The organism is Phaeobacter porticola, from assembly GCF_001888185.1.
Classification (GTDB): Bacteria; Pseudomonadota; Alphaproteobacteria; order Rhodobacterales; family Rhodobacteraceae; genus Phaeobacter; species Phaeobacter porticola.
Window position 1 is genome coordinate 62,131 of the sequence record NZ_CP016367.1, and the last position, 22,720, is coordinate 84,850.

Below are 22,720 nucleotides of genomic sequence, written 5' to 3' on the forward strand. Positions count from 1 at the left end.
CGCATTCCGTGAAACAAGGTCGGGAGCAGGGGCCAAGAACGCCATCGCGGGCCGCTCGAAACAGGGCGATCGCACGCCTGTTGATGCACCTTCGCAAGCGCTCAGGGCCGTCATGGCGACGAACAGAAAAAATCGTGCTTTCACATCATGTCCTTCCAAAATTCTTCTTTCTTGCGCCAATCGGCAGGCGCCTTTTCCTCGCCGGTCTTGCCACCACCAAGAACAGTAACCAGGCCGCCCAAGCCTGCGAGGTCGGTATTGACGAACACGCTGTCGGCGCCAGAACGGATCAATGCCAGCCGCAACCCGGCTGTCGGGCTGGAAAGAAAATCCGCCTCGCGCGCATTCAGGCGCAGGATGCTGTAATCCTCCGGATTTGCCCGTGGATTGGGAAACAGGATCTGGGTTGCCACACTTTCTGCGATGATCTGGCCGACCGAACTTTGGTCCAGATGGCCCGGTGTCTGGGTCAACATCATCACCACGCAGTTGCGCTTGCGCATGGTAACCAGCCAGTCATGGAGGCGCTTGACGAAGATATCGTCAGCCAACATCTTCCACGCCTCGTCGATCACAATGATCGTTGGTCTACGATCCTCGATCACGCGCTCGATACGGCGGAAGAGATAGGCGAGCAGGGCTGAGCGTTCTGCGTCCTGGTCCAGAAGTTCGGTCATATCGAGACCAAGGACATCCTCGCCAATGGCAATCGCCTGTGCACTGGGCCTTGAGAAAAGCCAACCGTACCGGCCGACTTCTGTCCATTCCCGCACGCGGGACACCAGGTCGCCATCATCATCGGTGGAGGCCACGAGACTTGCCAAACCGTCGAAGGTTCTGAGGCCCGGCTCCGCGGCGGCGATCTGACGAACCGCCTCGTTCAGCGCGACAGTCTGGACCGTTTCGAGTGGACGGTGACGGGCCAGAATGTCGCCGAGCCAATCTGTCAGCCAGGCGGCCCCCCGCGCATCGGTCTCCGTGGTCATCGGGTTAAAGCCGGTGGGCTGGCCCACCTTGATTTCGCTGTAGCTGCCACCCAAAGCGCGGATCGCCATCTCCAACCCCTGATCCTTGTCGAAAACGATGACTCGCGCACCCACTCTTCGGGCCTGTGCCATGAGAAAAGCCGTGCCGAGTGTCTTGCCGGACCCGGTGCGGCCCAGAACAAGCGTGTGCCCGACGCTTGGTTCATCGGTCCGGCGCCCCGCTTCGTGAAAGTTGAACCGGTAGAGGCTGGAGGTCACGGTCGGGAAGGCCGTGATCGTCTTGCCCCATGGGCTGGCCTCAGGTCCGCGCCCTGGCCGTGTCTTGTGAAAGGCCGCCAGTTCCGCGAAATTGTGCGACGAAACGATCCCGTCACGGATCCGGTAGGCCCAGTTTCCAGGCGCTTGCGCGAAATAGAGTGCCTTTGCGGCCCAGGATTCCCGGACCAGAACGGCACCGGTCTCTTGCCCCGCCCGCCAGATCTCGGAAGCTGCCTGTTCCAGTTCCTCGGCGCTGTCACAGAAAACCTGCACGGAGGCGTGATGTGTCCCAAAGGTCGACCGGCCGGATGCCACGGCGTCGGCGGCTTCGATCAATTGCTCTGTCAGGCTGACACCAGCATCCTCGGAGGCACCCCGCTGGCGAAAGGTGCGTTGAATGCGCTCAACCATCTCATTGGCGCGCCGCGGCGTGAAAGAGTTGGTGATCGTGATGTCATAGGGCAGTTCCAACGCGTCAAGCATGGTTGGCCAGGTGCGACTGGGATAGGATTTTATCCCGAAAATCGCGCCGTATCGTGCGCTGTCGCCGCTTTCCAGCCGCATGGTTTTGCCTTGAAAGCTGACGTCGAAATTGCTCATCGTGTCAGCCAACAGTTGCCCGGGGGCCGCGATGATTTTGCCGTAGCTCTGTCCGTGAACCGCGGCCAACACTGCAAGCCAGTCCCCGCTCGAGACTGTCAGGCGCGCTGCACCTGCGTCGGAATACATCGCCATGAGCAGCGTCATGGCCTCTTCCAGGGCAACAATTCGCGTATCGATGTCTTTCTGGAAATCGCGGCCGCCGCCAAGGGCGCCCAGAACCTTCGAGAATGCCTGCGGCATCGACGGACGCATCAATACTGTCAGCATCAAGGTGCGGGCTTTCAGGTCACGTGCGCGCAGGCTTCTCTGCCACGCCGCGTCTACCGCATTTGCAAAAGGCATACCGTCAGGCGCCGCAAGGTCCGCGACATCCGGGCGTGATACCTTGTTGATGTGGAAACCGAAACGCTCGCCCAACTGACTGACGATCCGGGCAAAGCCTTCACTGATCTCATCGATCCGGGCGTCATCACTGGTGAAGCTGTCGATCCCGCCAAGCGTGACCGACGCCATCAGATCACCCTGCCGCGTCAGGATGACATTGTCTCGCACCGCAGCAATGTAAGGTAGGTGCCGCCCAAGACGCTCGGCTTTCAAAACCTTGTCCCCAAGTGCATCCCGAACAGCGCTGCTGGCAATTAACCCCCGAAACTCACGCGACATAGAGATCGCCCCCATTACAGGATCGCACACTCGTTCGCGGGGTGCGCGACATCACCACGTTCAAAATCTGAAACAGATGTGGATTGCGGTCTGCGACCAGCCAAAGCGGTGGGTAGCCCGCGAGGAAAACCAGCAGGAACCGCATGTCGTCAACCAGAATGAAAGGGATCACGGATGCGAAGACCAGCGCCACAAAATATCCGATCGGGAGACCGAATATCCGTGGCGGCTTGGTCAGCCCCAGAAAGAGTGGTGTGTCGCGCATGGAGGTCTCTGCGGTCGGTCAGATCAAGGAGCCGCAAAGCCGTCGATGATGGTCTCGGCCGAAAAGATCAGCACCACGCCGACAAACACGGCGACGAAGATCGGCCAGTTGAGGCGCCCGAAAAACATCATGACACCCGATCCCACGAGAGCGAGCACACCGAGGCCACGACCGATCGGACCCGTCACCGCGTCGATGATGTTGTCGATCATGTCAGAGACCGGGCTAAGGTCTTGTGCGAGCGCCGGGGCTGCGGCCACTATCAGCAACGCGGCCAATGCCGCCCGGGTATAGTCGATGCGTTTCATATCTGGTCTCCGATGGATTGGGCATAGACGGCCATGACCTTGCGGACATGGCCTTGGGTTTCGCGGTAGGGGGGAATCCCGCCATGGCGCGCCACGGCTTCGGGGCCGGCGTTGTAGGCCGCGAGCGCAAGCTGCGGCGTGCCAAAACGATCAAGTTGTGTCAGCAAGTAGCGGGCGGATCCATGCAGGTTTTGCTCAGGATCATGCGGATCGACGCCAAGCACGCGTGCAGTGTCCGGCATCAACTGCCCAAGCCCGATTGCGCCGACATGCGACCGCGCGCCTGGATCAAATGCGCTTTCAATAGCGATGTTGGCGCGAAAGAATGCGAGCCAGTCGCGAGAGGACCACCCGGCCCTGCGCAGGGCCGGGTGGTCCGCGTAGACCGAACCCACATCAAGGATCATAGTCTCGACCGCAGGGCGGCCCGATGGGACCCGAGGCGGAGAAAGGCGTGGTGAGTCAAGAGGGACGACCTCAGACCGTGCGACAATGTCGCCTTGCTCGGGTTGGGGTCTTGCAAAGTCGAGAACGCTACTGGTCAGTCGACCAACACGGTCTGGAGCATCGAGATCGATAACGGATTGTGCATAAGTGGAAGGGCCTGAAAGCCCCCAGAGAACGAGGCTAGCCGCTGGTAGGATACCTTGTCGTCTCAAACTCCCACGTGCCTCTCTCACCTTCTCGGAGAGGGCAGCTGAATACCTTTGCGTCGAGCTCCAGGCAGAAGCTCATGAGCCCTGCTGCGGTCTTGAAGACGCGTGGTTTAAGATCCCGGTTGGTCACATAGACCGACCGGTGCACACCGCCTTGACCGTCATTGGAGCAGACGAAAACCGTCCAGCCACCCCTATGCGTGTTGCCGCCCTTTTCCGGGGCTTCAACGCATTCCACCTCGATCCATGCCCCACCCTCGATCGCCTCTTGCATGTGCGATGTTAGGATCACGGGGTATTTTGTTCCTGCCATTTTGCCTCCGAAGGAAAGAAGTTCCTACGGAAGTAACCTGCTTTTGCACCGCTTCAAACAGTGCATGTCACAAGATATGCGGCGACGTAGCGGAAAACCCTTTAGATGTTCAATAGATATCTTTTGATTGATTAAGATATTTTTTCAGTGATAGGTCCGACACACGATTCGCCCCCAGATTGTCGGGAGACCACCAGATGTCGCGGTTGCTGGCATGTAGCACATTCATCGCCCTAGCGATCCCAGCAACCGCCGAGACGCTGGCGATGGACTGCGTGGCGCCGTTGCGGCCGGAGCTGGCGGCCTCGCCTGCGCTCCTGAACGAGTACGGCGACGACATCAGAGCTGAGTTCAACACCTACTTCGATGAGGCACAAACCTATCTGAATTGCCTCGCCGCAGCATCAGCTTCCGCGCAGGCCGAAGTCCGTCTTGTGCTTGACGCTTACCAGGAGATGTTCCAATGAAACGACGCGCAAAATATGTCAGTAAATATGACACAATTAACATAAGTCTTATTATACGACAACGCTTTAGCGGCGGCGCTCTGTCATGAGGCGGCTTCTGTCAACTGCCGCGATCATCGCGATCGGGCTTACACCGCTTGCTGCCAAACCTGCCGCCGCACAAGGCTACCAGATCGATTGTGCGATCCTCCTGTGCCTCGCAGGCGGTTGGCCGCCTTCGGTCCCATGTGCCCGGGCGCGCGCGGAGTTTATCCGCCGGATCACGCCCTGGCCAGTCGAACCACCGCTGCAGATCTGGCGTTGTCCAATGCGTGCTGAGTTCGAAGCGCCGAACCCGGTTGAGCGCCTCTACAGGTTGGCGGGGTTCAATCCGGGTCCAGCAGTCTCCCTGCCCCGAGAGCGAGAAACGCTCCAACTCGCCCAAGCTGTCGGGCGTGCCGCCGATATCGATGTGACGGACCCTGCTTTTAATTTCATCCGCTCCATAGATGTCTTTCAGGTTACGGCACGTCAGAGGGAGGGCCGTGACGATTGCAACAGATATGCTTCCGTGCGGCGTGGCACGTATGATCAGGACGGCCAATTTCGGTGGCAAAACAGCTCGATAAGTGCCCTTCCTCCAGCCTTCCGAGGGGCCGAGCGATACGGCCAGAACTGCCCCGATATCTGGGTCCGTGCTGTGTTCGTCGATTGGGAGGATTTTGAGGGCACCTATGGCTTCGAACAAGTCAACTACTGATCTCAAACAGTCACAGGCAAACGATAAAAAAGAAGAAACCCCCGCAAGGCGGCAACCAAGCGAGGGGCTCAAAGAACAACGGAATTGGCGTTCCGTCAGATCAAATCAAACTGTGATCTCGTTCTAGCAGTCCCGACAGTCAAGGCAATGAAAAAACGTGTCGCTCGCTGGGACACGGATTCCCTGTGGCAGCCTTGTCCCAATTCACAAGGACTAGACATTGAACGTGATCCAAACCCATCTCACCCTGCCGGAAGGCTGGACCAAAGGTGCTGTTATGGCACTAATTTCAGAGGTTGCCCCGCATATAGGCTTGCGCCCGGCGCGCCTCGCAGTTCTGAACTACATCATCGGGCGGACTCGCGCATCCGACTGGACCTCTCCCCATCGTGAACCGGTGTTTTTTGGCGCGCAAGATCTCGCAGCGGTCGAACTTGGCAAGACGTCGCGCCAGTTGCGAACGGATGAGGCCGCGCTGGCCAAGCTTGGGCTGATCGTGAAACGTGTCGCGGCGAATGGGGCCCGCTATGGTCGCGCTGGCCTAGGCTTGATACTGACTCCGCTGATCGCGCGACTGGAAGAGTTCATAGCCCTTCGCGATCGGCTCCGTGCGGAACGGAGGCATTTGCGCGCTTTGAAGGATCTTCGGTCCCTTCGTTTGCGTCACATAAAACGGTGCATCGCCGCCCTGCCCTCCTCGGCTATCAAAGATCCTGAGATCGTCAAGATTCTCGCCATTTTCGATAAATGGCCACGCAGCGATGCTTTAAGCCGTCTCGGTCTGGAGCGGCTCAACGCCCATTTGAAGGCCAGTTCCGATCTGTGCAGCAGCCTTGATGACTGGCTTGAAAAACGTGGGCTTTCTTCCGACCAGCCAGCGGAAAACTTCCGGCCCTTTACACAAAACACCAGAGAAGAAACTCAAACTGTAAAGACGCCGCCCGCTGTGGATAACTCTGAAAGACACGCGGAAATCGCACAGAGTGAATCGCCATCATCAATTCCCTGCCCCGCGCCACCCGCTCTGACGCCAGAGAATCTATATCGCATTGCCGGCGACGGCTTGCGCATGATGCTTGACGCGAGCAGAGATCAAAACCGACCTCTCAAAGAGCGCGACATCATCGAGGCGGCCTGGGCGTTGCTGCCGATGCTCGACATCCATACTTCAGTTTGGCACGAGGGCCAGAGCACCTTGGGCGACCACGGGTTGGCTTTCTGCCTACTATTGGTTGATGCGCAGCGAGATCACCCGAGTTACCCTGTTCGCAATCCTGGCGGTTTGATGCGCGAACTGATCCGTCGAGCCAAGGCAGGAAGGCTGGACTTTGATGCAAGCGTTGCGGCTCTGCAAAAACGGCGCAATGGGGTGAGGTAGAGTTTCCAACCCGCAACTGAACTTGCCCAAAAACGCGCTGAAAATCTGGTAATGAAGTTTATGTTAAATGTAATCCTAAGCCTTTGGTGCTGCGCTTTGATCTCAAGTTGCACGTGTTTTGCACATAGGCGGCCGTTAAGCTCTTCAGGGCTATGGTAAATCTGCCCACTCCTTCAGAAGAAACCCGGTAGCTCCCTACAAAAACTGGTTTGATGGGCGACTGCTGGAGGGAACGCGACCGGCGTTGAGCCTTCTCCATAAGCTAAGCTATTGATATTAATTGGCTTAGGCTGGACTCTGCAAATCAATCAAGCTTGACGTCATCAGACAAGGGCGATGTCCGCCCCGCCTCTTTGGGCTAGAAACGAGTCGTTTGGGGACGTAGCATTCTCCACCCTCACCACTACTTCCATCGAAAGCAGATCGGAATTCGAACCAAGGAACGTGCCTGCCACCGGGGTGACCTGCGCGATGTTCCGGGCCACGGCAAGCGGTATTAAGTTTCCGGACCCGACGCTCCGGTTCGTTGGATCGAAGGCAATCCAACCGGCGCCGGGGATGAATATCTCGACCCAGGCATGTGTAGATCCTGAACCCGCCGACCCAACGAGGCTTGTTTGGGGGTCAGAGAGATAGCCCGAGACGATGCGGGCCCCCAGGCCAAGACGGCGGGCTGCTTCTGCAAGCAGCACCGCGAAATCGCGACACGAGCCCCATCCCCTTTCGAGAGTCTCGTTGGGCGACTGGGTACCTTCGTCATCTCGGCTCTGATAGGAAATCTGCGTGAAGACGCCATTGCTGATGTCCTTCAGCAGAGACAGCGTGTCGGTCGGGCGCCCCATTATAAAGCTCTCGGCCCATCGGGCAAAACGGTCGTCCGGGTCATCGTATTGCGGTGTCGTCAGCGCGCCCAGATCCGTCCATTCGTCGGGCGAATAGAGGAACGGGTACTCGATGGCAGAAGCGGAGATGGCAAAAACAGGCCAAGCCGGCGCGGTGATCTCCAGACTTGCGCGGCTCTCGATCACCAGATGATCTGTCGGAGTGTCAAAGAGTGCGGTCGCTATGGAATTGCCGGCGACATCGTGTGCCCAGGTTAGAGTGGCCTCGGGAGTAATGGACAGGTCGTGCGAGAACAGTCGCAGTTCCCGCGTTTCGCGCGGACGCAGCATCAACCTGTGCGGTCCGAGAGAGACCGCCTGACGGTATCGGTAGGTTGTAGTGTGAAGGATGTCGAGGCAGGCCAAAATGGGGTCCAGCGTGGTTCGAGGAAGACGGCACGCACGTCGGTGCGGATCAGCGGCGGCGCGATGACCCGGAGCTATCGGGCACAGCGTTTCGCCAGGCGTTCAATCCCTTGCAGCGCCGACAGATCCGCTCTCCGAACCCTTCGCTCCAGAAATGGGTTTCGCACCGCAGGCATTGGCGTTCCTGTGGAACGTCGCGCCGGGCCCGAACGGTCGTAATGTACGGCGTTGCGCCTTCCGCCATGGCCTTGCCAGACATCAAATCTGTCCCGCTAAGTGGCGGCTGCGCGATCGCGACAGCGTTTCCGATCTTGAAGGCATTCCTTCGTTTTCGGCGGCCCGGATTGACACATCGTCCCGGTTCCTTTGGGTGGTCGTCGTCGACACCGGCACATTCAGATCGGGACCGGGCGTCCCGCGGCCTGAATAGAGATGCCGCAGATGTGCTTCGGAGACGCCATCGGCCTCCATCACGAGGCGCACCATCGGATCCGCCAGCATTTCCTCGAGGAAGAAATCGGACAACGCCTTACCCGTCAGCTTGTCCCTGGCGCGTGCGTGGTCGAGGTCGGCAAGGGAAACGGTCAGTGTCCGCGCAAGCCCAGGATGCGATGTTCGGGGGTGAAGCTTCACCAGGACGGAGGCCTTCCACGCCTCGGGGTCCACTTGATCCGGGGGTGAAACCAACTCCGTTTCGATCTCGTACTCTCCCGCCGGGAGCGTCTCGGCAAAGCCTGGAACGGTGAACGGTCGGACGAAAACCGCAACGGTTCTGCTCGTAAGATCTTCCATCGGCGTAATCCTCTCCCTTGTTGTTTCTGTTGTCCGCGCGCCCCTTGAAAATGGGGCGCGCAGCCTGTGCAGGCCTCAAGATGTTTCTTATTTCGCTGGCGCTTCCTTGCCGACGGGCTTGGTCTCGTTCTCTTCGGAAGGGGTCTTCACGGTCTCTGCAGGCTTCAGCTTCAATGCGGCCGCCGCCCTGGCGGTCAGGTCCTTGAAGGACATGTCATCAATCCTCTGATTGGCCGGCGCCAAATCCTCATCCATGACGGACCGGGATGTTTGACATCGGTACTTTACATATGGGGATTGGCGACGTGATTTACGATGGTGTATCGAGAAGGAGGCCAAGATCAATCAGGCCAATTCATCCGTCCAGACCTTGAATTCCGTCAAAATGTTGTCCCCAAATGTCTGGGTCAAAGGCACATCGGCGGCATCGCGGCCGCGCGCGATCAGAATTCTCGCAAACCTCGGCTTGTTGTTGCGCGGGTCGAACATGTGCCATTCACCAGCGAGAAAGACTTCCATCCACGCGGCAAAGTCCCCCGGCGGATGAGGCAGCGGTTCACCGATATCGCTCAGATATCCGGTGCAGTAACTTGCCGGAATATTCATGCAGCGGCACAGGGCGATAGCGAGATGGGCAAAATCACGGCAGACGCCCTGTCGCTCGGCCATCGTCTGCGATGCGGTGCGCGTCGCTTTCGCCTGCATGTAGTCGAAGCGGACATGCCCGTGCACGAAATCACAGATCGCCTGGACCCGGGACCAACCGGGTTCCGTGGTCTCGAAGAGACGCCAGGCTTCCTCCGAAAGCAGATCGGTATCGCAATACCGGCTGCCCTGCAGAAACACGAGCGTATCGGATGGCAGATCCTCAACCGCGTGCTGCTGCGCGCTGGGGAAAACGGGATCGAGCCGGCCCGTGTCGCGGAAGATGCCATCCGTCGAAAGGGTGAAGTCGCCCGCCGGAGCCAGGAGGCGAGTACACCAGTTGCCAAAGCCGTCCCGGTAGCTTTCGAGCGGCACGCTGGGGGAGGTCACGAGATAGTCCGCGCGCTCCAGGTCGCCGAAGCGCGAATAGTGCACGTTCAGCATCGCGATCAGGGGCGTCGGCTGGGGGAAATTGTATCGCAGACGACACCCTATGCTGACCCGCATGCCAGACGCGCGGCCGCGCTTTGCAATGTCACGATCACCGTCCAAGACTGCACGCCCCGACGGAGAGCCAGAAGTCCCAATAGACTGCGGCCATTTTCAGGATTCTAGAAATCGTCAAGTTCTGGAACCTTCCCAAGCCTTACGAGGAAGCTCGGTTCGCCAACTTCTCCACTGGCTGGATCTTCCGTCACCATGTAGGCGTCCGCGCCTGCGCAATCTTCTGATTGAGCCTCTCGTTCGGCTCTGTTTTGTGCTTCTGAAGCTGTAGAATATTCAAGTTGCTTGGCAATTTTCAGGCCAGTCTGCCCGTTGCGCCCAGCGTTCGTTTCAACATAAGTCTGGCAGATATAGTGGATTTTTTCTGGGGATCGCTCTGCGATTGTCATGGATGGTTCCTTGTGATCGGCGGGGAGTGTTGGGAAGTTCTGGGAGCAGCCCTGGCCGATTTCCGCCCGATTGAAGTGACCATTGCCCGGCGGAGCACATCACGCAAACATAGCCGCCGAAGTTCGGCTACCGCGTTGAGGCGGCTTTCGTGCGACGCGACTTGGACGCTGCTGAAGCTTTGATTTCTGGTGGCGTGTTCGCTTCTCTTTCCAGGCGGGCGTTGCGCAGTCGGGAATTCTTGGCTTGTCGTTGTTCTGCTTCTTCGTCGACCATTTGCCTGACGACACGCGTCGTCTTGTCCATCGCCGTTTCCGGTTTGGACTCATACACTTTGAACAGATTGTTTTTGGACAGTTTCGTCAATTTTCAGTTTCCTTTGTTTTGCAGGTCGGCTGGACCAAGCGAGGTCTTTCAAACCAGCGCCAAGTGTTGGACCTTGCCTTGGGTGTGCCGTGATGGTCGTTTGGGTGGATAACCCATGAGTTCTACATTGATGTCCGGCGCGGCCATGGCTCGCATCAACGCATTATAGCTCATCTGGAATCTCACCTCGGAACCCACCGTCGGCGGGGTGACGGGCGTTCCAATGACAAGATGGTCGCTGGTTGCGCCGATCAATGTGTTTCCAGTCGGCATTGAAAGCCCAAGGATGTCGGTGTCCTGATGTCCAATCGCAAGGATCATGCGCGCACAGGCACCACTGGGTGTCACAATGCGAAGTCGTTCCCTAGTTGGATCGATGAGGGCGATAGGAATAGACGGAGGTTTTGCACCCGTTTCAATAACTTCTGCGACAAGCGTGAAGGCGTCTGTGTACATCCCATCGATCCGGTCGCCAGACACTGGCTCAACACCCAGAAGGATCGCCTCACCCAGACGCAGGTCGTTGACGCGACCCGTCGCGTGTTCGCCAAGCACCCAGGTCAAGTTGGCTGAGTTGCCACCAGACACGATCTTGAGGAAAGGGCCGCACACCCCCTCGATCTCGTTCGCGAGGTCGCAAAAAGCGGCCATTTGCAACGCAGTCGGGGCAAGCCCGTTCAAGCATGCAAAGTTTGTGCCAATCCCTTTCAACGCAACCCCAGACATTTGCATGACCTGCTGCGCAATATCTTTCAGATTCTCGGGTAGTATCCCGTCCCGCTGATCGCCCATCTCGACCATCAAGACGATACCGTGGACTGAACCATTGCGGATCGCGGCGGCGGCCAGTGCCGAAATGACCAAAATCTCTGTGTTATAGCTCGCTTCGCAGGACAGAACGACTTGATCGGCCTGGCTTAACATCGGCGTGCGGATCAGAGTGATAGGGCCTGTCATGCCTACCGCACGTAGCTTTTGCACATTGCTGATACGTGCATCTGCAAGCCCCACGGCCCCGCCATCGAGCATAGCTTGAGCGATCGCAGGATGCCCGCAGACAGCCTTGGTCACGCCTGTGACGCCGATCCCACGCGGGCCCAATCGCTTGACAAGTGTTTGCGTATTGCGACGTATCTTGGCCAGGTCCACTTCGATGCGCGGGCAACTCATATCGCGGCCACGGGCGCCCCTTGCATCAAACCCGGATATGCAGCGACCACCATCGCATGCAGATGTGCAACGGGTCTGGCCAATGCATCGGTAACGGGCAACCCGAGTTTGTGGGATTGGGCCGCGATGGTTTCGGTGATTTCGACCTCTGTCATGCCTTCATGATTGAGGGCGACACCGATGACCTTTGTATCGGCAAAGGCTTCGATCAAGGCGATCTCACTGGCGGCAGAAGGCATCGGCATATTGGGAAAGTCACAGCGATGTGCACGTTTGGGCGCGTGCTGAAGGATGACCGCGTCCGGCTGGCTCCCCCGAAGGATAAAGGCTGAAGTGCAAAACGCAGGATGGCTCAATGCGCCCTGGCCTTCGATCAAAATGACATCCGGTTGTTCCGCTTCAGACGCCGCAACAATCGCGCCTTCAAGCTCGCCACAGCAGAACTGGGGCGGCACGGCATCCATTGCGATACCGTATTTCGCGCCCTGCATCAGGCCGGTTTGGCCTGTGCCGACGAGCACTGTCTTGATACCCTTCGCGTTCATGGCCCGGGCCAATACGGTCGCCGTTGTCCGCTTTCCAATGGCGCAATCGGTTCCCAGAATGGCAATCCGCAGCGCTTTTACACCGGCGACACTGCCATCGAACAGGCGCATGTCCTTGCTGGGTTTCGGCTTGCGGATGTCGCGGATCGTGACATTCCGTTCAGATGCGGAGTTGGCGATTTCATCGTCATCGCTCAGATATTCATGCAACCCGCTCACGATGTTCATGCCAAGCTCAATCGCTTGGAGAACAACGCCTCGGTCCGCAGTCGAGAGACGCCCTGTTGAAGGGGCCATCCCATAGATCAGAGTATCGGGAAGGTCGGTTTCATGGGCAACTGCGGCGTCCAGATGACCAAAGATAGGTATGCTGTTGCTGACAGCATCCAGAACGGTCCCGCTGTCTTGGCCGCTACAGGTGCTGTCGATGACAGAAAGGATACGATACGCTTGCGAATGGCGCACAAGGCCATTTGCCGTCTTGCCATCGATTTGCGCGAAATTCCCTTCGCAATAGACGACCGCCGTCGGTGAGGATGTGATCTGCCTGCCTGAAGTCAAGCCTGCGGGTTTGATCTGTTTCATTGGAGGTGCTTGCGGTCCCCTAATAGGGCGGCGGATGGTATCGACAGTTGTAGATTTGGTTTCCATTGTGGTTCTCTTTTATAGGTTATCACGGAGGGCAGAATTGCCCTCACATGCGCATTTTGAATGGGGATGGTGCCGTGGCTCGCGCTTAGTTGCTAAGGACGCACAGCCCCTTTGATTTTTGGAAATTTTTGTTGCATTCCCAACGGCTGCCCGACCTGTCAAGATGCGCGTTTTCGGGAACGTTTATGAATTCGCATGTCTCGTTAGAGGCGGCGTATCCCCGATCACACTTCCACCCTTTGCCGTAGGTTGCATCGTCAAAATATGCATTCGCGGGGATTGCAACAGCTTCGCACAGACCAGCTTGTTCAAAGAAGCCGCGCTCACAAGTCCAAGGCTGACCGTATCCTGATCCATTCAGATAGGCGTTGGCTGGAACTGCGATGGCAGTACACCGATCACCAGTTGCTTCGAACCCGCGTTCGCACATCCACGTGGAGCCATATGAGGCATCTGCCAAGTATGCATTTGCGGGCAATACGATCTCCTGACATGTGTCATCGACCTTGATGTAGCCGCGCAAACACCGCCACCGTTCGCCTGAGGGGTCCAAGAACCCACCTTCGGGCACCTCTACTGCAACACATGCAGCTTCATCGGTTCTGCGAAACCCATGCAGACATTCCCATCCGGACCCGTAGGATCGGTTCGTGTCATATGCGTTTTGCGGCACGACCACAGCGACGCAGGCATTCTCGTTCAGGCGGAACCCGATATTACATTCCCATCCATCACCGTAACTTTTGGCACTGGCGTTGTCAGGCATTGGCTGACCGGCGGTTTGTCCAAATGCAGGGAGTGCAAAAAGCATGACCGCCAAAATCGAACCCAAAAATAGGGCCATGACCGTTGGTGTTTGCGCAGGGCCACAGGCAGCGATGGCATGTGGATCGCGATGCTTCGTGAGTTGTGATTTACGATCCACCTAAGGCGAGCTCCGCAAGACATGCGTCTGCCAAGTCCCGGCTTGGGGCATCTGTGCCCGGCAACGTGGCCCAGCCGGTTTCCATCATCGCATTGCGCTGCTGAAAGCCGGAAGCTTCTCGAAGCGTTGCCAGTATTTCGACCCGTTCCACATCCGCTTCTGAAAGGCCTAGACAGACCGGCACCATGGCCAAGGTGACTTGCTCTGCGGCAAAGCTATCAGCCATCTCCTGCGCACCGCCTGCAGTTGTCCAGCCGCCCCAGGTGAAGCCAAGAATAGAGACGGCAACCGCACCAACCAAGGCACCGTAGACACCGGGTTTCGTCCATTCGGGAAATGTCATTTTCGATCCTCTGGCGGAGAAAGCGCCGCATCGCTGTGATAGTTCGTCTCGGTCGCGGCCTGATCCCGGCTCAGCGCCTCTATCAAGTCGTTTTCAGAAATCGCGCGCAACTCTGTACGTCCGGCATGGTTGCCCCTGCCGCGCACCGTCAGGTAGGTCGCCGTCCGTCGGTAAGCTTCGAAGCTCAACCCCTGGAGAAGCTCTTCTTCGACGAGAACTTCGTAATCTCCAGCCGACAGTTCGCCCGGGTATCCCGACAGGGTGAACGGGTTCGAAAACGTCACCGTCGATCTGGTCGACCGCATGTTCATCTTTGGTCACCACGATGTTGGCAGATACGTCGCTCACCACTGTTGAAGGCCCCGTGAAGTCGGGGACGGACCAGTCGAACGATTTCTCCCCTTGTAGCTCGGGATCGTCCAACTGGCGCTGATGCATGTTAGTCCCGCGCACCGGACCGGCTGCGACCTTCCTGGGGGCAGTCGTCTGCACTGACCTGTGTAAGGGCGGCGAGACCGACCTGCGCGTATCCTTTGGAAAACAGGGGCGATCTGCGTTCCTGCAACCAAGGAATGGAATGACAATGGCCAACCCCAATGTACTCAACCCGCACCCACCCGAGTTTGATCGGTTTCTCTATGCGTCCGTCGGCGAGGATCGAAATGGATATGTCGTGACAGTCCTCTCCACGCTCGCGCGGCTCGGCCTCGATCCATGGAAAGAAACCGCTGAGTTGGTCGCTCTGGGGCGCGATGCAGCGCGAGCGCGGTTGGGGACGCTGCTTACTCGATTTCCGGATGTTCCCACGCTCGAAAGCGATCACGGCAGGGTCGCAGGAGACTTGAGCCAGCTGCTTCCGGAAAGCCCGCCGTCGCAGACTCTGAAGCGAGCTGCCTCGACGGTCGCCGACGGCAGCCTCGGAAAAAGCGGGGTAATCTGGACGATACTCGCGATCGTCTTTTTATTGTATCAGGTGATGTCGACTGTCGGGTCGGGATCAGGTCCATGACCGTTTCCGCTCAGACATCGACGCCAATGGGTCATTCCGCGCACAAGGCCGGGACGCTGTCGCCGCGCGAACAGGGCGTTCTCTGGGACATGGAGGAACACTTCTGGACCAGTGGCGCCGACAACGCGCGGGCGACGACAGCGAACAACGCCATCATGATCTTCCCTTATCCGCCCGGCATCCTCCAGGGCGACCAGATCTGGACCCATCTAAAGCAGAGCACCGGCTGGCGCTCCGTCGTCATGGCCGAACGTCGCGTCACGCGGTGTCATGACATCGCCATTCTCACCTACCGGGTCTCGGCAGAGAAAGCTGACGTGCCGATCTACAAAGCGCTCTGCGCCTCCACATACCTTCACGATGACGACAGATGGCTGAGGATCTCCCACCAGCAAACCATGGTGGCCTGAGTACCGCGGTGTCAATCGACCTGCCGGACGCGCAGGGACTAACCTGCGTCAGTGCGCCCGGGCGTTGATATCGGCTAGGTGAGATGTGCCCGCCGAATATTTGGTAGGGCATTTTTTCCGAGTACCAGAGAAGCGTGTGGACGTGCCAAACCCCAAAAGGTCGTCATGTCGGCGCGCTTACTATTCTCGGAACGTCCATGAAAGGACAATCCCAATGACTCCCGAACAGAACAAGACCGCCGAGAAGATGACCTCCGTTAAGGCCGCCTGGGACAAGGCTCCCTCCGGCCCGAAGAAGGACGCGGCGCTGAAGCATTACCAGGCAGCAGAGAAGGCGAACACGGCGAAGAACGACGTCGAGACCAACAAGGAACTCGATGCGGCGACCCACGCCCTCGCGTGACCTCCAGCGTCTGACGTGATCACCGGGGCCGCCTGCCAAACAAGGGAGGGCGGCCCTCTCATTTCAGGAGCGGCCCGGTCTGGTCCAGATAGGCCGGATCGAAATCAGCAAGTTCCACCAGCCCACCATGGTCGTGAAATGTCACTTGTCCGTCCCGAAAGGTCACCAGTCCACTCTCGCGAAGCTGGCGCAGGACGCGGTTCACATGGACCGCGCTCAGCCCCAGCGTATCGGCGAGGTGATACTGCGTCAGCGGGCAGTCGTAGCCTTCCTTGTCGCCCATGCCGACCAGCGCAAGCCTCGATCCCAGCTCCAGCAGGAAATGCGCCATGCGGGCGTCCGCATCACGCCGACCGATCCCGACGAGATGCTCCACGACCATCGCCTCGTCGCGCGATGCTGCCCACAGAATGGCCGTGGCGAGACGTGGGGTCTCCGCGAAGGCCGCCAGAAGATCTGTCTTCAGGACTTCGACGGCCTCGATGTCCACGATGGGTTCGAAGCTGTGGTCCGACGTGCGCAAGAGAACGCTTCGCAACCCCAGAAAATCCCCCGGCACCTGGAAATCCACGATCTGGCGCGTCCCGTCGGCCTGTAGCTTGTAGGAACAGACCCAACCTGCAGAAAGAATATACGCGACCTGAGACGACTGGCCCTGATGCACCATATCGCGCCCCGCGACGAAGGATCGACGACGCTGGTGCAGTCGTTCAAGCACCGCCAGCTCGACCTCCGACAGAGCGACGAAGGCCGAGAGCTTGCGCGTCAGAGGGCTGTGTTCAGCTGATGTCATGGGTCCTCCCGGAGCGTCGTGACCCAAGTGCGAAAATCGGCCCGGACACTGCTCTGGATCAGTCCAGCATAGCGAAGTTCCTGCGAGAAGTACGGATCAATCTGAATTTCAACTTCCCGCGGTTGAGGATGCACCAGAAGGAATATGAGCATGTCCACGACGAGCGAACATGCAGGCCAGGCCGCCCTATCGATCTGCGAGGCGCTCCTGCTTGCCTTGAACGATCGCGGGCTGCTGCCGGAGCACGAGATCGTGGGGGTTCTTCGCGACGCCGCAGCGACGCATGAGAACGCAGTCGGGACCGACCCCGAAACGGAAAGGCACCGAGCCGTCGCAGACTTGATCAACACAATCATTGCTGGCGGTAACTCTGTTCGGCGCTTGTGACGTCAAGCTTCAACAGTGGGCGGGAGCATTTATGGATATGCACTCATGGAAAGCAAAAAAGATATTCTTTGAGGCGCTATTGTAGAACCGCTGCTGAGTCATCAGTTCAATAATATTGGCACTCGGGTATGGCGAGCGCCAAAGCACATCCTAACATCGCCATGCTCCCTTGGATATCCGAAGAAGGAGCACTTACGTGTCGTTCACTCCACTCCACGACCGGGTCCTCGTCCGCCGCATCGCAGGCGACGCGCAGACCTCAGGCGGGCTCATCATCCCCGACACCGCAAAAGAGAAGCCACAGGAAGGTGAGATCGTCGCGGTCGGCGCTGGCGCCAAGGACGAGGACGGCGAGCGCATCGCCATGGAGGTCAAGGCTGGCGACCGGATCCTGTTCGGAAAATGGTCAGGGACCGAAATCAAACTCGACGGCGAAGATCTCATGATCATGAAGGAGAGCGACATTCTCGGCGTCATGACCTGACCCCGACAGCGACGCCGAATTTTCATTCTCAGGAGCACCCAACCATGTCCGCCAAAGACGTCAGATTCAGTACCGATGCCCGCGACCTTATGCTGAAAGGCATCAACACGCTGGCCAATGCAGTAAAGATCACCCTTGGCCCCAAGGGCCGGAACGTCATCCTCGACAAGTCCTGGGGTGCGCCGCGTATCACTAAAGACGGTGTGACCGTCGCCAAGGAAATCGAGCTGTCGGACCATTTCGAAAACATGGGCGCGCAGATGGTCAAGGAAGTCGCGCAGCGCACCAATGACGAGGCTGGCGACGGAACCACGACTGCGACCGTACTCGCCCACGCGATTGTCCGGGAGGGCATGAAGTCGGTCGCGGCCGGCATGAACCCGATGGATCTCAAGCGCGGGGTCGACAAAGCCGTCGCTGCGGTTGTGGCCGAGATCAAGACCATGTCCCGACCCGTCGGCGACAGCGACGAGATCGCGAAGGTCGGCACCATTTCGGCGAATGGAGAGGTCGCGATCGGGCGTCAGATCGCAGATGCAATGGCCAAGGTTGGCAATGAAGGCGTGATCACCGTCGAGGAAAACAAGGGACTGGAGACCGAAACCGAAGTGGTCGAGGGCATGCAGTTCGACCGCGGCTATTTGAGCCCCTACTTCATCACGAACGCTCAGAAGATGGTCGTCGAACTGGAAGACTGCGTCATCCTTCTGCACGAGAAAAAGCTGACCTCGCTGGCCCCGATGGTGCCCTTGCTCGAAGCGGTCATGCAAGCGGACAAGCAGCTCTTGGTTGTCGCCGAAGATATCGATGGCGAAGCGCTCGCCATGCTTGTCGTGAACAAGCTCCGCGGTGGGCTGAAGGTCGCGGCCGTCAAGGCACCTGGCTTCGGGGATCGTCGCAAGGCGATGCTGGAAGACCTCGCAATTCTTACGGGCGGCCAGGTCATTTCAGAAGAACTCGGTATCAAGCTCGAGAACGTCACGTTGGACATGCTCGGCACGGCGAAGAAGGTCGCGATCACCAAGGATGACACGACGATCATCGACGGCGGCGGCGCCAAGGACGCCATCGCGGCGCGCGTGTCTCAAATCCGGGCGCAGATCGAAGACACCACGTCGGATTACGACAAGGAAAAGCTGCAGGAACGTCTTGCGAAACTCGCAGGCGGCGTCGCCGTCATCAAAGTCGGCGGGGCGACCGAAATCGAAGTCAAGGAGCGCAAGGATCGTGTGGACGATGCCTTGAACGCAACCCGAGCCGCGGTTCAGGAAGGCGTCGTTCCCGGTGGCGGTGTGGCCTTGGTTCACGCTGGCAAGGTGCTGGCGACGCTGAAGGGTGAGAACACTGATCAGGACGCCGGCATCAAGATCGTCCGCCGCGCGCTCCAGGCACCGCTGCGCCAGATTGCCGGCAACGCGGGAGTCGATGGATCGGTCGTCGTGGGAAAGGTGATCGAGAACGACAGCCCGACCTTCGGTTTCGACGCGCAGACCGAGGAATACGTCGATATGCTGAAGGCCGGTGTCATCGATCCGACGAAAGTCGTCCGGATCGCACTCGAAAACGCAGCGTCGATTGCCGGGCTATTAATTACAACCGAAGCGATGGTCGCGCAAAAGCCTGAGAAAACTGGTGCCCGCAGCGAAGTGTCCGACATGAGCGGAATGGGCGGAATGATGTAATCGCCCGCATCTCATTGGCAGGGCCCCTGGGGCGTCAAATCGCAAACTGACGAAGGCCAAGGGCGAAAGAAAAGAATCAGAAACAGAAATCTGGATTAGGAGGATCTGACGTGTCAAAAGGTGACAAGAAGCGTGGAAACAGAGAAGCGAAGAAACCCAAGAAGGTGAAGGAAAAGGTCGTTGCGACAGCCGACTTCACGAAGGGCAAAGCCCTGAACAATCTTGGCGAGCACAAGAAGAAATAGGTGTCAGTCCACGTGATTTCATATCACGAAAGATGGAGCCAGATGGCAGCGGGAGAAGCAGCGGCTTGCTGCATCAGGCAGCCTCTGGGCCGCAAAGGAAGCGACGGTGAAGAGTTGCCGAAGAAAATGCGCAATACGCGTGTTTGATCGAGAAGTCGCGAGTTAGCGAATGCAACCCCGCGCCTGCTCTCGCATCACGGCGTAGTCGCTGAGCATCTCCACGATTGCTGATCCCTCGGGCAGCAGGGCCAGCTCCTCTGCCGCCCGGACCTGAAACTCTCCGCAGAATTTGACGACCGGCGGACATGCCCTGAGGCTCACAACATCAGAAGCGCCAGTTGCGCAGCCGGTCAGCCAGATCGTCGCGAGACAGAGGGCGACGCGCCGCGAACTAAAGAACGGGTCGTTTTTTGGACACTGCTGAAATCGGCCTGCTTTTCTCCGCGCATCAATGCGTGGCCTTTCAGCGCTGGGACTAGATCATTTCACTGGCCGGTTGCCCATACGACCTTCAAGGACCTCGCATACAAGGGCGGATTGCAAAAGAGCGCGACGGGACACGATATCGCTCGACCGAAACATGAACATGGACTGCACACGACGCCGGTTAACCAGTTGCAATAATGACCAATTCTCCACAATCCATCACTGGACGATCTGTCAGCCTGTCGCTTTCCACATCCTGTAGCGCCCCTGCCCTGTCACCTCGCGGATCAAAGCGCCCGCCTCCATCCATGCCAGATTGCGCTGGACGGCGGCGCGACTGGCTCCGGTCATGGCCTCAGCCATTGGGGCAGAGACCAACGGCCACTCTGTGAAGATCTTGCGCAACGCGACCGGCGTACGGCCCGATAATTGCTCCATGGAGTTTTCTGCCCTCCCGGTCCACGATTCAATATCGTCAAGTGTTCGCATCGCCGTCAGAATCGCACTGCTCATCCCATCCAACCATCGGGCCAAGCGTTCGGGTGGCAAGCCCGAGGCACGCAGCCCCCCTGCCCCGCCCATAGCGAGCGGTGCAAAGATGGCGCCGCTTCCGTCGATTGCCGCGATCCTGGACGCGGTGACGGCGGCTTCCATCTGGTCGCCGTGCTGCCCGAGGCCCGCCAGGCTCCAGAGATGAAAGCCCATGCAAGCCCGCGTGATTGGATGTAAGTCGCCCGCAGCTGCCATGACATCCAGCCAACCGCCCGCGCGATCTTCGAAACGCTCTGCGCTGTCTTGAATGTTCTCGGGATCGCGGCGATCTAGGAAAGCGGCCAAGTCAACCTTCGGTCCGGGACCGACTGTCAGGCGCCGAACAGCCCATCCAACTCTTGCCAGGGCATTTGGGTCATCCTGTGCGCCTGACAACCGCATCGATACCCAGAGCGCCAGACGATCAGAACTCACCCGATCTCCTGCGAACCAGCTAAGATCCGCCGCCTCGATCAAAGCGAGGCGGTACCGCCAACCTTCCGGGCCGCGCAGCAGCCTGTCATCCAGAGCTCCTAAGCGTCCAGCCACTCTTGCCAGTCGAGCAGCGTGAACGCCTTCTGCCTTTGCCCAGTCTTCGATGACAGCAGTGTCTGGCGGTTCCGCCCGTGGCCCAGGAGGCAAATCATCCGGTTCTTCCTCGAGTGGCCCAGGCAGAAACCAGAGATCCTCTTCGTGAGCCTCTTCACCCTTCTCGTTTGTGATGAGGGGGTCGTCGAAATCATCAGAAAAAGTAGATGCTTGCGTCTTCATATGTGCAAAATACTAATCTTTTGCACATTACCCAAGTAATTATGTGGCGGTTGCCGACGCTCTTTATATAGTATGCGCGCGCGACTGGCGGTGGAACCTCTCAGATCGCGCTCAGCGCAAGGAAACCAAGGGATTATGGATGAATGCAACGAGAGAGTAGTTGCTTGCATTCGTTTAAAAACGGTCGTTTATTAGCAATGTATGAAACTGCAAAACGATTGTTTTGATGCCCCTGATTGGTTATGCGCGCGTATCTACCGAGGATCAGACCCCCCTGCCCCAGACGCAGGCCCTGAAATCCGCGGGCTGCGCCGAGATCCATGAAGAACAGGCCTCAGGCGGCAATCGTGCGCGGCCGGTACTTGCGCGGGTGTTAGAACGCATAGGTAAGGGCGACACGCTGGTTGTCGTGCGTATTGACCGTCTTGCCCGCTCATTATCGCATCTGCTGGAGGTGATCGAGCGACTGGAGGCCAAGGGTGCTTTCTTTCGTTCCATTCAGGACCCGATCGACACCGGATCCCCGCAAGGCAAGTTCACGTTGCAGGTTCTGGGCGCCGCGGCCGAGTTCGAGCGGGCGCTGATCCGGGAACGTACCAAGGCGGGGCTGGCGAGCGCCCGTACCAAGGGCCGGGTCGGCGGGAACCCTGGACTGCGGGCAAAAGACCCTGCTGCCCTTCGCAAAGTGCAGCTGGCGCGACAAGACGGCTACATGGAGCGTCTGAACGAGACGGCACAAGATTGGGTGCCCCATGTGCGCCGGTTGCGACCCGACTTGGCCTGGGAAGACGTAGTGCGCATCATCAACGGCCCCTTGCCAGAGGCGCGTCGCTGGACCCAAAGCCGTCTCTTGCGCGCTGTGAAGGCATATGTCCGCGACGGCTTCCTGCCGGCCGAGGTGCTGGCCCGCGCCGGGCGCCGCGAAACCGACGACCGTCTGCCCGCCATCGTCGCCGGAATCAAGGGCGCGGACCCCGACATCACGCTTCAGGCGATCTGCACACGGCTGCAGGCGATGCGCGAACGCACGCCGCGCGGGCGGACAAGCTGGCAGCCTTCGTCGGTGAAGATGCTGCTGGAGCGGGCCGAGAGGCTGGGGTTGCTCGACTGAGATCCCGGAGAATCGTCCATCCGATTCTGCCGACTGATTTCTGTACGCACTCACAATACATCTTGTGGTCACTTCGCAGCTGGCAACGAGGTGTTGAAGTAGAGTGAGAGCATAGTCGCCCAAGACGCTGATTTTTAACAGTTTACCGTCGACAGAAATGGGTGCCTTCAACGCCCCCAGGCCGCTCAACGGTTTGGTCTGGATTTATCCACAATATCTGTTAAGCTTTGCAAAACAATAAAGACTTGAGGGCAGTG

The 22,720-nt window shown here is 58.6% G+C and carries 29 protein-coding genes; 11 read left to right on the top strand and 18 right to left on the bottom strand.

The genetic code is table 11. From position 1 onward, the window contains the following. Positions 1-140: 140 nt before the first annotated feature. From PhaeoP97_RS19450 to PhaeoP97_RS20130, 4 genes are read right to left on the bottom strand one after another with little or no spacing between them, the layout of a single operon-like run. On the bottom strand, positions 141-2,510 hold the full coding sequence (locus PhaeoP97_RS19450; protein WP_083570467.1) for a VirB4 family type IV secretion/conjugal transfer ATPase: 2,370 nt from the start codon (positions 2,508-2,510) through the stop codon (positions 141-143). After that, the gene (locus PhaeoP97_RS19455) at positions 2,500-2,775 is read right to left on the bottom strand and encodes a VirB3 family type IV secretion system protein (protein ID WP_037239481.1); all 276 of its coding nucleotides are present in this window, start codon (positions 2,773-2,775) and stop codon (positions 2,500-2,502) included. Before PhaeoP97_RS19455 ends, PhaeoP97_RS19450 begins: the two co-directional genes overlap by 11 nt. Positions 2,776-2,798: 23 nt before the next feature. Beyond that, positions 2,799-3,083, bottom strand: coding sequence for a TrbC/VirB2 family protein (locus PhaeoP97_RS19460; protein WP_037239483.1), 285 nt, complete (start codon positions 3,081-3,083; stop codon positions 2,799-2,801). Next, positions 3,080-3,661, bottom strand: coding sequence for a lytic transglycosylase domain-containing protein (locus PhaeoP97_RS20130; RefSeq protein WP_420849032.1), 582 nt, complete (start codon positions 3,659-3,661; stop codon positions 3,080-3,082). Before PhaeoP97_RS20130 ends, PhaeoP97_RS19460 begins: the two co-directional genes overlap by 4 nt. A gap of 588 nt (positions 3,662-4,249) precedes the next feature. On the opposite strand from PhaeoP97_RS20130, the gene PhaeoP97_RS19475 reads away from it, so the two are divergent. From PhaeoP97_RS19475 to repC, 3 genes are all read left to right on the top strand, one after another. Beyond that, positions 4,250-4,519 (top strand): hypothetical protein, encoded by a 270-nt coding sequence (locus PhaeoP97_RS19475; RefSeq protein ID WP_072506899.1) that lies wholly within the window; start codon positions 4,250-4,252, stop codon positions 4,517-4,519. 85 nt (positions 4,520-4,604) lie between these two features. Then, positions 4,605-5,258 (top strand): hypothetical protein, encoded by a 654-nt coding sequence (locus PhaeoP97_RS19480; RefSeq protein ID WP_072506900.1) that lies wholly within the window; start codon positions 4,605-4,607, stop codon positions 5,256-5,258. 226 nt (positions 5,259-5,484) lie between these two features. Then, complete coding sequence (gene repC / locus PhaeoP97_RS19485; RefSeq protein WP_237029065.1) at positions 5,485-6,636, top strand: replication initiation protein RepC; 1,152 nt, start codon at positions 5,485-5,487, stop codon at positions 6,634-6,636. Positions 6,637-6,959: 323 nt separating this feature from the next. On the opposite strand, the gene PhaeoP97_RS19490 is transcribed toward repC, so the two are convergent. The 12 genes from PhaeoP97_RS19490 to PhaeoP97_RS19535 all read right to left on the bottom strand — a co-directional run bounded on the left by PhaeoP97_RS19490 (position 6,960) and on the right by PhaeoP97_RS19535 (position 14,522). Next, the gene (locus PhaeoP97_RS19490) at positions 6,960-7,883 is read right to left on the bottom strand and encodes a transglutaminase family protein (RefSeq protein ID WP_096740491.1); all 924 of its coding nucleotides are present in this window, start codon (positions 7,881-7,883) and stop codon (positions 6,960-6,962) included. A gap of 49 nt (positions 7,884-7,932) precedes the next feature. After that, positions 7,933-8,142 (bottom strand): hypothetical protein, encoded by a 210-nt coding sequence (locus PhaeoP97_RS20390; RefSeq protein WP_157891283.1) that lies wholly within the window; start codon positions 8,140-8,142, stop codon positions 7,933-7,935. After that, positions 8,142-8,675, bottom strand: coding sequence for a hypothetical protein (locus PhaeoP97_RS19495; protein ID WP_072506902.1), 534 nt, complete (start codon positions 8,673-8,675; stop codon positions 8,142-8,144). Before PhaeoP97_RS19495 ends, PhaeoP97_RS20390 begins: the two co-directional genes overlap by 1 nt. An 87-nt stretch (positions 8,676-8,762) precedes the next feature. Next, positions 8,763-8,930, bottom strand: coding sequence for a hypothetical protein (locus PhaeoP97_RS20575; RefSeq protein ID WP_157891284.1), 168 nt, complete (start codon positions 8,928-8,930; stop codon positions 8,763-8,765). Positions 8,931-9,020: 90 nt separating this feature from the next. Then, positions 9,021-9,827, bottom strand: coding sequence for a transglutaminase-like domain-containing protein (locus PhaeoP97_RS19500; protein ID WP_072506922.1), 807 nt, complete (start codon positions 9,825-9,827; stop codon positions 9,021-9,023). Between the two features lie 104 nt (positions 9,828-9,931). Then, entirely contained in the window at positions 9,932-10,213 is a 282-nt protein-coding gene (locus PhaeoP97_RS19505; protein ID WP_072506903.1) for a hypothetical protein, read from the bottom strand. Positions 10,214-10,340: 127 nt separating this feature from the next. Then, positions 10,341-10,577 (bottom strand): hypothetical protein, encoded by a 237-nt coding sequence (locus PhaeoP97_RS19510; protein WP_072506904.1) that lies wholly within the window; start codon positions 10,575-10,577, stop codon positions 10,341-10,343. 48 nt (positions 10,578-10,625) lie between these two features. Next, positions 10,626-11,747 (bottom strand): alanine/ornithine racemase family PLP-dependent enzyme, encoded by a 1,122-nt coding sequence (locus PhaeoP97_RS19515; RefSeq protein WP_072506905.1) that lies wholly within the window; start codon positions 11,745-11,747, stop codon positions 10,626-10,628. Then, positions 11,744-12,943, bottom strand: a complete 1,200-nt coding sequence (locus tag PhaeoP97_RS19520) for an N-acetyltransferase DgcN family protein (RefSeq protein WP_083570474.1) — start codon at positions 12,941-12,943, stop codon at positions 11,744-11,746. Before PhaeoP97_RS19520 ends, PhaeoP97_RS19515 begins: the two co-directional genes overlap by 4 nt. A gap of 85 nt (positions 12,944-13,028) precedes the next feature. Next, complete coding sequence (locus tag PhaeoP97_RS19525) at positions 13,029-13,868, bottom strand: hypothetical protein (protein ID WP_237029059.1); 840 nt, start codon at positions 13,866-13,868, stop codon at positions 13,029-13,031. Continuing rightward, positions 13,858-14,211 (bottom strand): hypothetical protein, encoded by a 354-nt coding sequence (locus tag PhaeoP97_RS19530; RefSeq protein WP_072506908.1) that lies wholly within the window; start codon positions 14,209-14,211, stop codon positions 13,858-13,860. Before PhaeoP97_RS19530 ends, PhaeoP97_RS19525 begins: the two co-directional genes overlap by 11 nt. Beyond that, entirely contained in the window at positions 14,208-14,522 is a 315-nt protein-coding gene (locus PhaeoP97_RS19535) for a hypothetical protein (RefSeq protein ID WP_072506909.1), read from the bottom strand. Before PhaeoP97_RS19535 ends, PhaeoP97_RS19530 begins: the two co-directional genes overlap by 4 nt. 272 nt (positions 14,523-14,794) lie before the next feature. Here PhaeoP97_RS19535 and PhaeoP97_RS19540 point away from each other — a divergent pair, with 272 nt between their 5' ends. From PhaeoP97_RS19540 to PhaeoP97_RS19550, 3 genes are all read left to right on the top strand, one after another. Then, a complete protein-coding gene (locus PhaeoP97_RS19540) occupies positions 14,795-15,220 on the top strand; it encodes a hypothetical protein (protein WP_096740493.1) in 426 nt (141 codons plus the stop codon). Next, positions 15,217-15,630 (top strand): hypothetical protein, encoded by a 414-nt coding sequence (locus tag PhaeoP97_RS19545; protein WP_237029060.1) that lies wholly within the window; start codon positions 15,217-15,219, stop codon positions 15,628-15,630. The genes PhaeoP97_RS19540 and PhaeoP97_RS19545 overlap by 4 nt, the downstream gene beginning before the upstream one ends. A 214-nt stretch (positions 15,631-15,844) precedes the next feature. Further along, entirely contained in the window at positions 15,845-16,033 is a 189-nt protein-coding gene (locus tag PhaeoP97_RS19550) for a hypothetical protein (protein ID WP_072506911.1), read from the top strand. A gap of 58 nt (positions 16,034-16,091) precedes the next feature. Here PhaeoP97_RS19550 and PhaeoP97_RS19555 read toward each other — a convergent pair whose 3' ends face one another. Further along, positions 16,092-16,826 carry a Crp/Fnr family transcriptional regulator gene (locus PhaeoP97_RS19555; RefSeq protein WP_072506912.1) on the bottom strand — a complete coding sequence of 245 codons (735 nt, stop codon included), beginning with the start codon at positions 16,824-16,826 and terminating at the stop codon, positions 16,092-16,094. Between the two features lie 150 nt (positions 16,827-16,976). Between PhaeoP97_RS19555 and PhaeoP97_RS19560 the strand changes: the two genes are divergently transcribed. The 4 genes from PhaeoP97_RS19560 to PhaeoP97_RS20825 all read left to right on the top strand — a co-directional run bounded on the left by PhaeoP97_RS19560 (position 16,977) and on the right by PhaeoP97_RS20825 (position 19,624). After that, positions 16,977-17,213 (top strand): hypothetical protein, encoded by a 237-nt coding sequence (locus PhaeoP97_RS19560; protein ID WP_072506924.1) that lies wholly within the window; start codon positions 16,977-16,979, stop codon positions 17,211-17,213. A 196-nt stretch (positions 17,214-17,409) separates the two neighbouring features. Continuing rightward, the gene (locus PhaeoP97_RS19565; protein ID WP_072506913.1) at positions 17,410-17,697 is read left to right on the top strand and encodes a co-chaperone GroES; all 288 of its coding nucleotides are present in this window, start codon (positions 17,410-17,412) and stop codon (positions 17,695-17,697) included. Positions 17,698-17,741: 44 nt separating this feature from the next. Then, entirely contained in the window at positions 17,742-19,379 is a 1,638-nt protein-coding gene (groL, locus tag PhaeoP97_RS19570; RefSeq protein WP_072506914.1) for a chaperonin GroEL, read from the top strand. A gap of 110 nt (positions 19,380-19,489) precedes the next feature. After that, positions 19,490-19,624: a hypothetical protein gene (locus tag PhaeoP97_RS20825; protein WP_096740492.1), complete on the top strand. Its 135-nt coding sequence runs from the start codon at positions 19,490-19,492 to the stop codon at positions 19,622-19,624. 660 nt (positions 19,625-20,284) lie between these two features. Here PhaeoP97_RS20825 and PhaeoP97_RS19580 read toward each other — a convergent pair. Continuing rightward, a complete protein-coding gene (locus PhaeoP97_RS19580) occupies positions 20,285-21,352 on the bottom strand; it encodes a hypothetical protein (protein ID WP_072506916.1) in 1,068 nt (355 codons plus the stop codon). Positions 21,353-21,578: 226 nt separating this feature from the next. Between PhaeoP97_RS19580 and PhaeoP97_RS19585 the strand changes: the two genes are divergently transcribed. Continuing rightward, positions 21,579-22,463 (top strand): recombinase family protein, encoded by an 885-nt coding sequence (locus tag PhaeoP97_RS19585; protein ID WP_072506917.1) that lies wholly within the window; start codon positions 21,579-21,581, stop codon positions 22,461-22,463. Positions 22,464-22,720: the final 257 nt, after the last annotated feature.